At 54.6% G+C, this 10,019-nt stretch carries 4 protein-coding genes, 1 tRNA gene and 4 pseudogenes; 2 read left to right on the forward strand and 7 right to left on the reverse strand.

What is annotated here, in order from left to right:
- Nucleotides 1–19 precede the first annotated feature (19 nt).
- Nucleotides 20–95, forward strand: a tRNA-Gly gene (locus BMZ57_RS28795).
- Between the two features lie 170 nt (nucleotides 96–265).
- Nucleotides 266–757, forward strand: a pseudogene (locus BMZ57_RS29930) (integrase arm-type DNA-binding domain-containing protein); the annotation flags it as partial.
- Between the two features lie 33 nt (nucleotides 758–790).
- On the opposite strand, the pseudogene BMZ57_RS30070 reads toward BMZ57_RS29930, so the two are convergent.
- The 7 genes and pseudogenes from BMZ57_RS30070 to tssI all read right to left on the reverse strand — a co-directional run.
- Nucleotides 791–1,051 (reverse strand): annotated as a pseudogene (locus BMZ57_RS30070) (hypothetical protein); the annotation flags it as partial.
- A gap of 184 nt (nucleotides 1,052–1,235) precedes the next feature.
- On the reverse strand, nucleotides 1,236–4,181 hold the full coding sequence (locus tag BMZ57_RS28810; RefSeq protein WP_069672567.1) for a DEAD/DEAH box helicase: 2,946 nt from the start codon (nucleotides 4,179–4,181) through the stop codon (nucleotides 1,236–1,238).
- Between the two features lie 155 nt (nucleotides 4,182–4,336).
- Nucleotides 4,337–5,101: pseudogene (locus BMZ57_RS28815) on the reverse strand (TIGR03747 family integrating conjugative element membrane protein).
- Nucleotides 5,070–6,809 (reverse strand): DUF6531 domain-containing protein, encoded by a 1,740-nt coding sequence (locus BMZ57_RS28820; RefSeq protein WP_254775573.1) that lies wholly within the window; start codon nucleotides 6,807–6,809, stop codon nucleotides 5,070–5,072. The pseudogene BMZ57_RS28815 and the gene BMZ57_RS28820 overlap by 32 nt, the downstream one beginning before the upstream one ends.
- Nucleotides 6,810–7,028: 219 nt before the next feature.
- A pseudogene (locus BMZ57_RS30075) lies at nucleotides 7,029–7,730 on the reverse strand (PAAR domain-containing protein); the annotation flags it as partial.
- A 49-nt stretch (nucleotides 7,731–7,779) separates the two neighbouring features.
- Entirely contained in the window at nucleotides 7,780–8,208 is a 429-nt protein-coding gene (locus BMZ57_RS28825) for a DcrB-related protein (RefSeq protein ID WP_069673116.1), read from the reverse strand.
- A gap of 50 nt (nucleotides 8,209–8,258) precedes the next feature.
- Nucleotides 8,259–10,019, reverse strand: a 1,761-nt coding sequence (gene tssI, locus BMZ57_RS28830) for a type VI secretion system tip protein TssI/VgrG (RefSeq protein WP_254668490.1), incomplete at its 5' end; no start/stop codon positions are given.

Raw genomic sequence — 10,019 nt, forward strand, 5'->3', positions numbered from 1 at the left:
CCCCTAGGGGACGCCATTTGCGGGAATAGCTCAGTTGGTAGAGCACGACCTTGCCAAGGTCGGGGTCGCGAGTTCGAGTCTCGTTTCCCGCTCCATATTCAACAAAAACGCCGATCAGCAATGATCGGCGTTTTTGTTTGTGCGCGTTTTATCGTGCATTCCAGTCCATAAAAATGGCGAGCTTCGAGATCGGATTGTTGCAGGAGCCCGACGAGTCATTTGCTGAACGTCTAGCCCTGAATCCAACCTTCAGGAGGCTAGAAGCATGGCTCTTTCAGATGCTGCCGTCCGGCAGGCCAAGCCCACCGGCAAAGACTACACCCTCGGTGATATTGACGGCCTGTCCCTGGCAGTGACGGCCACGGGAGGGGGGGCGTGGCATTTCCGTTAGTGCTGGGGCGGGAAGCAAAAGCCTATGTCGCTGGGCACCTATCCGCAGGTCAGTTTGCGTGACGCGCGTTCCCATCGGGACGAAGCGCGCAAATGATTGGCGCAAGGGGTCAATCCCCAGGCGCATCGCCGGCACACCCGTGAAGCCGACCGGCAAGCAGAAGAAAACGCGTTTAAGAGTACGTTCGACCACTGGGTCGAGCACCGGTCGCTCTCCCTCAAGGAAGGCCGGCAAAGCACGCTGTCTCAGATTCGGCGGATCTTTGACAAGGATGTGCTGCCCACGCTGGGCCAGTGCTCCATTGGTGAAGTTCGTCGCCCGGATCTGTTGGCGGTGTTGGCGCGGATCGCGCGGCTGGGCGCGCTGCGGGCTCAGGTGGTCACGGATGCCCTGGCGCATGCGCTCCACGTTATCGCGAAAGCGCGTGTAGTCGAACTGGTAGCGATAGGTGTCGTCACGGGGGAGGCGGGCGCTGGCTTCGGCCTGGCGTTCGATTGGTCGAGTTTGCGCAGTAGTCCCATCATATGTGTTGCTTCTGGCGTTATGCCGGAAGGGTAGGCATACGGGGCTATAAGCAGTAGAACAATAATTATCAGCACTTGTCGGCTGACAGCGTGAAGACAGTACATTGGCCGCAACTCCAATACATGGGGGACCGATGTTCTTAAGGTTGCTGGTGCACCGCTACTCGAAATAGGAATGGACCTTGGTCCGCTATCTCGGATGGTGGTGTACAGTTGAAAGTGGGAACCAGTATGTGAATGGGGCAGAGTATGTTGAATAAACAAAAAAAATGAGCCGCGCTTATTCAGCGCGGCTCATTGTTTCGTCGAAAAAACGGATGTCAGTTGTTAATAATTACTTGTAGGTCTGATCCAGAGATCCCTTTGATGTATGTGTAGCTAGTTCCCAGGACTGTGAGCTGTTCATCCGAGATTTTAGCTTTTGAAATTGCTGGCTGCACTATGAAGAAACCAACTGATAGTTCGTTGTCTCGGCATTTGTAGCGAAGCAGGTCAACTTCGTCAATAGTGCCTTTTAGTATTCTATTAAAGCCCTTGTCAATGGATTTTGAAAAGCGAGATACCATCTGTGAAAAGAGCGCTTCGCCAGAGTGTAGCCATTTTACTGATCGAGAAGTTTGACCGCTAACTTCATAGGTGTCAGTAACTCTTGCGCCAGGCGTCGCTACTCCATCCTTAGATCCACAGTACTTGCAATGATAGAAATCAACAGTGATGATGCCGTTATTTTCATTTATCCCGATGAGATCGGCGATTTCGCCGGCACCATCGTCATTGAAAATAATCTGGTACTTGTCTTTAATTTTTTTGTACGTGAAACCCTGTACGGTGTCTAAGTTTTCATCTTTGCCCATAGATTCGTTCTGAATCTTAGTATCTCCCCAATCCCACGCCGAGATGAGCTTTGATGGCATCTTGATATTTAACGTCACAGGGGAATAGTATCTATAATTCCCGAATATGAATGACCCGTCCTGCTTGAGAATTCGAAACGGGTTGTCATCCAAATACTCTGCCAGCGGACGCTCATTTTGCAGCGAGATTTTTGCACCATCGCAGCTGGTTTTATATCCGTCTTCTAGTAGGTTGATTTTTACTATGGCGATTTGTTGGCGATATTCTTCATCATTATCTGTAAGGAGTGGTATTTCTAATAGGGTATCCGAGGTGCGGTTCGGTTGGCCTGGGTAAACATCCAAAAGGTTGTAGGATAATCCATCTATCGTTATTGATATCTTTGCCTCTGTCTCGATACCGATCGAATCCGGCCAGTCTGCGTAGAATAATCCAGTTGGCCATGCTTCACGTATTTGTTCAGAACGCATTACGTTATTCAGGATGTTCTGCGGGTCGATGTTTGCATCATTGAGCTTCACCGCTGCTTGATCGCACCAACGTACCCAGTAGTCGATGGATTCTGAGTTCATTTCCCATATTTTACCTTTATGGGAACATCCCGCTGTGGTCTTATCACCATCCTCAAAACCCGTTGCAAAGATGTTAGATTTCACCGCCGTGCCATTCTCGAGCTCACTCATGATCGCATTGATGTCGCGACCTACATGCATCGTGAATCGTACATCTTTTTGTGTGCGTGACAGGCCAACGTTCTGTAGCTTCAGGAAGGTAATATTGTGTAATGTTCGGAAGGTTTTCTCACCTGCTATTTTGCTGCTGTCAGAGGAAACCAGATCCCGAAATTTCAATGCTTGACCTTCATCTCCTGAGCAGTTTATAAAAAGTGTCTGATCATCCTTGCGGTAGTATGCAAGGTACAAAAACCATTCAGTATTGTAGATTTCGAAAGTATTAGCCCAGCCGACGGATACGTCCGCTTTGGTTACTAGCATGACCGTATCACCGGACTCATTTACGGACGAATACTGGAGTTTTTCTTTATTAGACTTGAAGTGAGCGGCTCTCGCGGGAGTCCAATCTTCTCTTTTTACGTGGTACGCAATCGCGCTGATTTTCGGTATTGGATTGAGGGCTAGAATTTTTTCTCCGTCCTCGTCGTCAGAAAACTGCGAGATTAGCTCCTCCCTCTGAACTTCTCTGTGGATCTTCTCTGCGCTGACGTCTCGGATCACCGCACTCCAGTCTGCACTTTCTTTGTAAAGCGCAGACATCTGTGAGTCCATTTTTTGGTTGGCGATATTTGCGACAAATTTTGCATTTCCGAGCTTCTTATCCACTCGTGTCAATCGACCTATGAATTGCAGGGTGACGGCTGGGCTTCTGTGCTGGTCATGTATGGCGGCGATTTTCAGTTCTGGAAGATCGAAGCCCTCTCCAAGCATGTCGACACATACAATAACTTTGTGTTTTTTGTTTTTTATATTTTCGAGAGTTGCCGCTCTGTTGGCTGACTTGCTGTGTATGAGTACTGGTTTTAGGTCTTCAAATTTACGGTAAATTTCGAAAAGAAGCTCTGCTTTCTTCTGCGTTTTTGCCCTGACCATCATTAAGTGATCTTTACCCTCATCTAGATCAGTTCTGAGGAGGGCTATTGCTTTTTCTGCAATAGCTGTATCGGCTAGACTGGGTTGGTACTCTCGAATTGGATGGAATTCTATTTCTTGGAAGTAGCCATCGATCTGGGCTTCTTTGAGTGGATAGTTATATATTATTTTTCCGTCCAACCCCTCTTTATCTTCACGAAATGGCGTCGCAGTGAATTGGATGCAAGGCTTGCCCGCAAACGCTTTGCGAATCCGATTCCATGTGCTGGCAGCGACGTGGTGCGCCTCATCTATAATTAGATGAGTACAAAGTTTTGTCAGGGCAGCAAGCTCCTCCTCATTAAAATGCTGGAGTGCTTGAGGAGTGGCTATCAGAACGTTGAATTGCTCCAGCTTCTCAACTTCGTTAACGGTGAGTTTTGAGCTCAGTTTTGAGATCGCAGGGCTCAAAACTGCTGGGACTACCGCTTTCATGTTGCGAAGAGTCTTAAGGGCAACAATTTTCTCGGCAGTCTGCTCTCGCAGTGCGTCGGAGGGGACGACAATCAGAGTTCTTGGAAATGCGCCAGCCAAGATCAGCGAGAAAATTGTGTCGGTTTTACCTGTTCCTGTGGGCATCACGACAGTTGCGGGAATATCCGGGGTGGAGATTAGATGGCCTAGCGTGATGTGCAGTGCAGCGAGCTGGGGTTTGCGCAGCCCAAAATCTCCATTGCTTGAGTTCGGTTCTATAAAGCGAAATGGATTATCTATCCAGCTACGGTATGCATCATTAGTTTTATACATCCCTGCATCGAGCGGCATCAGTCCATCTCCAAGTAATTGGGGGCGTTACGTCTGATTGTTGTTGATAGCTTTGGCTTAAAAAAGGTGAGGTTTTCTAAGGAACTTACACGTTTAGATGTAATGGCACAATAGTATCGGAGTGGCTTGATTGCTTGATTGTCAGTCGAAGTTGTTTACAAGTGTTTTTTGAAGCTTCCTACCGTCAGATCCATCGCCATTTCGACCGCTGCTGCTGGCAAAAGGATCCACAAAGGGTGCACACTCACTGGCAGGGCCAGATACGTCACCCATGGCACCACTGCCAACGGCAAAATCGTAGCCCGTGCCTGATGGTAGAGGAACCCCGATTCCCGCCCGGCACAGAAGCGGCGCAGATCCCTCCGCACCAGCCGATCTACCAGCCCGGTCAGCGCCGCCAGCGCGAACAACGGCAAGGTCATGACGAACACCAGCAGGCGCAGCCCGAAGGTTACGGTGGTGTAGAACGCCGCCAGCACATACCGCTCCAGATACACCACGGCCTGAGCCAGGCCGGCGTTGAACACCCTCGCGATATCAGCGGCTTTCGCTTGGTCGTTCATGTGCTTGAGCCAGTCCAATAGCCCGCTGTCGAGCAGCAGGGTCTGATGCAGCCAGGTCACCAGTTGGTAGGCGATACGCCCAGGCTCCTGCACCACCACGCTGCGGGTGAACTAGGACGAAAGCTGCCGCAGTTCGAAGTTCATCATACCTTGGGCATGCCGCCATCGTTGCTCTGGCCAGAACAGGTGCAAGCCGATCAGCTCAATGAGCAGGCACAGCAGCAACTACCCCAGCAACACCCCGATAAACCGCATCGGCAGGGTGATAAGGCCCACGAACAGCCCTTGCTGCCGCGTCTTTTGCTGTTGGGCGGCGCTGGCCGGGTCACTGCTGGGCCGACAGGCGGTCCAGCGCATCCCACTCGAAGCGGTAGCGTTCGTGGTTTTCATTGCTCAGGTGCAGCAGTCGGCCATAGGCGTCGTAGCCAAACTCGACGCTGTGGCCGAGGGCGTCGACGCGCTGGATCAGCTGACCACTGCAGTCATAACGCAGGCGGGTAATGCGCTGGGCCGGGTCGGTATAAGCCGTAAGCTGGCCGGCAGCGTCGATATCGTAGCGCTCGATTCGGCCATCCGGGCGCTGGCTTTCGATCAGATAACCACGAGCGTCGTAACGGTAATGCGTGTGCTCGCCGCGGGCGTTGATGCTTTCACTGAGGCGTCCGTCGGTGTCGTAGTGGTACAGCGTTTGCGCATTGGAACAATCGCGGTAACTGAGTAGCTGACCGTGTACGTTCCAGCTCAGGTACTTGGTCTTGTCCAGCGCATCGGTGACACGTACCACCCGGCCTTCGGGGTCGTATTGGTAGTGGGTCTTGCGGCCCAGCGGATCTTCTTCCCAGAGCAGGTTGCCCTGGGCATCGTAGCGGGAGCGGTACGTGCGCCCCGCAGCATCGGTGACTTCGACAGGCAACGCCCAGTGCCGCAGGTAGCGGATGTGTTCGCGACGTCCCAATGGGTCGCGCGTCTCGATCAGGCGGCCAATGTCATCGTAGCTGTAGTGCCATTCGCCGCCCTGTGGATCGACACTCTTCATCAATTGCCCGGCGATGATTTCCTCTTGCCAGCAGTTACCGAGGGGGTCGATATGCTTGTAGATCTCATAGAACGGGCCCCAATAGTAATGGTCCTGACGACCGAGGCTGTCGGTGACGTGGGTTTCACCACGCTCCAGGTCGTATTCGAATTGATACTCTTCGCCGTCGCTGCCCCAGTGGCGAGTGACGCGCCATTCGTGGTCGGGTTGTGGCTCCAATAGCGGCGGAAGCTGGTACGAAGTGCCGTCTGCACGCTTGGGTGTGGGACGGTTCTCGGGGATGGTAAAGCGTGCCCATTCGTACTCGCGGACGGCGCCACTGGCGATCTGATGGCTGTTCAGATAGCCCTCGGCAGTGTAGGTGAAGCGACGGACCACGTGGTCAGTCGCGTCCAACACTTCCTGCAACTGGCCACTGCGTGTATAGCGATAGGTGGCCAGGACCTTGTCGTGCTCGATGCAGGGGGGGTCGCCGGCCTTCAGGAATACACGGGACGCCTTGCTGACACGCTTTGGATGGTGTTGATCATAGTGAAGCTGCACAACGGTTTGGCTGTACTTGTCGACGAGGAAGTGCAGGCGGCCCTGTTCGTCGTACAGCATGTCGAGGACGTTGAGGTTGCGATCGCCTACGCGGATCAGTCGCGAGCGTTGCGGGTCATGCGGATCAGGCTGGAAAAGCTGATAGCGTCCTGAGTAGATGTCCTCGACAACGGTCTGACCATCCTCCAGCTGGTAGAAGGTCAAGCCATCCATGACGTTGACGAACGCGTTGCCGGCTCTGAGCTGGCCCAGTTCCAGGCGGTTGCCCGCCTCGTCGACGTAGATCCATAGTTCGCCGCCGTGGGGATGCGGAACACGGAGGATTTCCACCTCATAGGGGACGCTCCAGCCCCGGCCGAACAGTCCGTCGGTTCGAGTGTCGTTGCTGTCGTAGCCCCGCGCCCACTCGATGCCCAGCAACCCAGGGAGGCTGAAATCGACGTCTTCTGCACCGTCGAGGACTTTGCCACCGGTGGAAATCTGCACAGGTTTGCCTACGCGATCACAGATTGTGGATTTGTTATTTTTCGCTTTTGAAGAACGGCGAGAGCGAACTCCCATTCGTCTGGATATAAGCAGTGCCGCAACGATCCCCACGATCTGCGCAGTCTTGCTTTTGCCATTGTGAATGTTTCGAACCGTCACCGTTCCGCCGCCGATACGCACATTGGGAGAGACGTTGGCGTTTACGTCGATGGTGGCATCGCAGGTGGCCTTATCTCCCGAGCGTGCCGCCGGCCGACTATTGATCAGCACCTTGTCTGAGCCCTGTGCTATGTAGGTCTCAGGCATGGGTGGGTGGCGGGAGCACTTGACCTTGTCTTCTTCCTTGGGGGTGAACCCCGGCGCTGCGGGGGTTGTTACTGGAGGGTTGAGAATTTGATGAACCGTGTCAAAGAAGTCTTTGACCAACTTGAAGGGAGGAAATGCAAATCCCAGAGCCGTTTGGGCTATCGCACTTACGTTCTCCAGAACTGAGGGCTCCTCGCCTTTTTCCTCTTCTTCAGACCCATTGGGGGAACTGATCGCCGCAGCGCGAGCGGCGGGTTTGCCATTGATAAAGGTATTTTTGGAGCCGCTTTTGATTTCGCCTAAGGCCGTCGGTGACGACATTGCGTTGCCAACGGAATCGCTAAAGTCAGAGATGGCGTCACCGATACTTCGATCCTCGCCTATGGGAATTGAACTCATGGCGCCTACCGCAGCGCCTGCCGCAATTCCGATGACGAAGCCTAGCGCGCCACCCGTGAACACGGTGCCCACTACTGCAAGGCAAATAACGGCCGTCACCGCCAGTGCAGCCGCCGCATAGATGACTGCTTCCACAGTTGCACTGATTAACTCTGCTATGAGTGATGGGTGAAGAATGGCGTCACCCTGCCGGGCGGCGTGGACAATTTGTGCCATTGGCAAGAAGCTCCTTGCTGGTCGAGAACCGGTTTCTTAGGGGGGAAGTTCAGGAAAAGCGCAGCGTTTGCTTGATGGCACGCCAGTGGGTGATGTCGCCGTCGCCTAATGGTCCTTGTTTGCTGTAGTTGAGGACCAGCATGCGGTGTTGCCCGGGAATCAGGCAGGCGACTTGCAACTGGAAGTTAGGCTTGTCGCCGGTCATGAACTGGACGGCCATTTCTCGGCCCTCCACTTGCTGCTGGTGCCCCAGGTGAGTGATTTGTGCTGGTGTGATGCTCAATGCTTGGGTCTTGTTGCGCAGTTGATCCAGCTGGGCTGTCAGTGCTTCGTCCAGGGTCTGGTGTTTACCAACGGGACTGCGGGCAATCACCAACGTGGTATTTCGTTTGTTGAAACGCAGCACGTTCAGCGTCGAGTCCTCGGGCATTTCATCGGCAAAATCAAGGATTACATCGTGGGTCAGATAGTCAGCCATTGCAGGTGCGTCCTTTTTCATTGATGGTTGGGTAATGGGCAGGGTGGGGGCTATTTGAAATGCCCATCGACACTGGCCTTCAATGCGCCACCGTCCTGCCCATTCGCGGTAGCACCGGCCGCTCCACCTGCAAGGTTGAGGTCGAGATTCGCGCCCAAGGTGTTGATCTGGCCGGCCTGCATGCCAGTGATGTTGAAGTCCTCGCAGGTGATGTTCAGCTTCCCGTTTGCATGCAGCTCAATGAGCGTCTTTCCACACTTCAAACGCAGCGTGCCGCCTACCTCGATGTCGTACTCACCGGCAACCGAGTCATTTTTGTTGCCACCGACCTTCACGGTGTCGTTGGTCCTCACCACGCGCACACGATTTCGGCCGACAGTGACGTTCTCGTCCTGGCCGATGCTCTTGATTCTGTCCGCCCCAACGGTCAGGGACTGGTTGTTCTTGACCACCGTGTTCTGGTCTTTCTGGGCATGGATAAACACTTCCTCCTGCCCCAGCTCATCCTCAAAACGCAGTTCATTGAAACCTTCACCCTTATGAGTTCGGCTCTTGATGGTCATCCGCGTCTTGTGTTTGGGAAGTTGATACGGCGGCAGATTGGTCTGTCTGTACGCGGTCCCAGTGGCGATCGGCTGGTCGGGATCACCGTCCAAGTAGCTGATCACCAGCTCCTGACCCACACGCGGAATGGCCATGGAGCCCCAGGTCGCCCCGGCCCAGCCTTGGGTGACACGGATCCAACAGGAGCTGTGGTCATTGTTTTTATCCGAACGGTCCCACGGGAACTGCACCTTGACCCGCCCCCATTCATCGCAATAAATCTCCTCACCGGGAGGGCCGACCACCGTGGCGATCTGCGGGCCGTCGATGCAGGGTTTGTCACGCAGTGGCGCTTTCCAGTCCGAGGTCCAACGGATGGCGCTGGCCTTCATTTCATAAGACGTACCGAGACCGCTGCCGAACGATTCTTCCTGCAGGCTGGTGTGCTGCTTGCCTTCGTGTTTGATGGCGATGGTGCGCCAACGGTCGTTGAAGTCCTCGCGCGGATGTTCGCTGAGGTCGAAGGCCAATCCCGGTTGCAGGCGTTCGTCGTCGCCTTCCAGATGCGCTAGCTTGGCGTCGTTGCGCAGGGCGGCCAGGCGCGTTTTGGTGAAGGGCTTGCCGGCGATGTCGCGCTTGTAACGGCCAGGGTAGTCGTAGCGTTCGTAGTCCTTGTGCTGGTTGTTCAGGTCCTGATCGCCGGTGGCGGTGTGCTGCTGGTTGTAGCGCGGGTGGGTGAAGGTGTAGTCGCGCTGCACTTGCACGGCGGTGCGCACCTGTTCGGTGTAGTGGAAGCGGTTCAGGGCCGGCTCCAACGCGTCGCCGCCACTCATCGGTTGGTAGATCACCGGGCAATCGGTGTGGGTGCCGATGGTGCCCAGGCCGCCGACGCGGTCGGTAAGGACCAGGGTGTGGCCGTCGGCGCGGTGTTCGAAGGTGTAGAGCAGGCCTTCTTCGGCGGCGAGGCGGGCGAGGAAATCGAGGTCGGTTTCGCCGGCTTGTACGCAGTACTCGCGGGGTTGGTGGTCGAAGCAGATCTCGCTGCGGATGTCGGTCAGCTTCTGCTCGGTCAGTACGCTGGTGATGATGTCGGGTACGGTCTGGCCCTGGAAGATGCGCCAGTTGGAGCGCAGGTCGAAACGTTTCAGGGTCGGTTCGACCACGGCGGTGTAGCGGGTGCGGCGAAAGCCGGTGTCGCCCTGTTGGAACAGGCTGACCAGGCCGTGGACGTAGCGCACCGGGGTGTCGTCTCGCCAAATGGTGAACAC

The organism is Pseudomonas simiae (genome assembly GCF_900111895.1).
GTDB classification, from domain to species: Bacteria; Pseudomonadota; Gammaproteobacteria; order Pseudomonadales; family Pseudomonadaceae; genus Aquipseudomonas; species Aquipseudomonas simiae.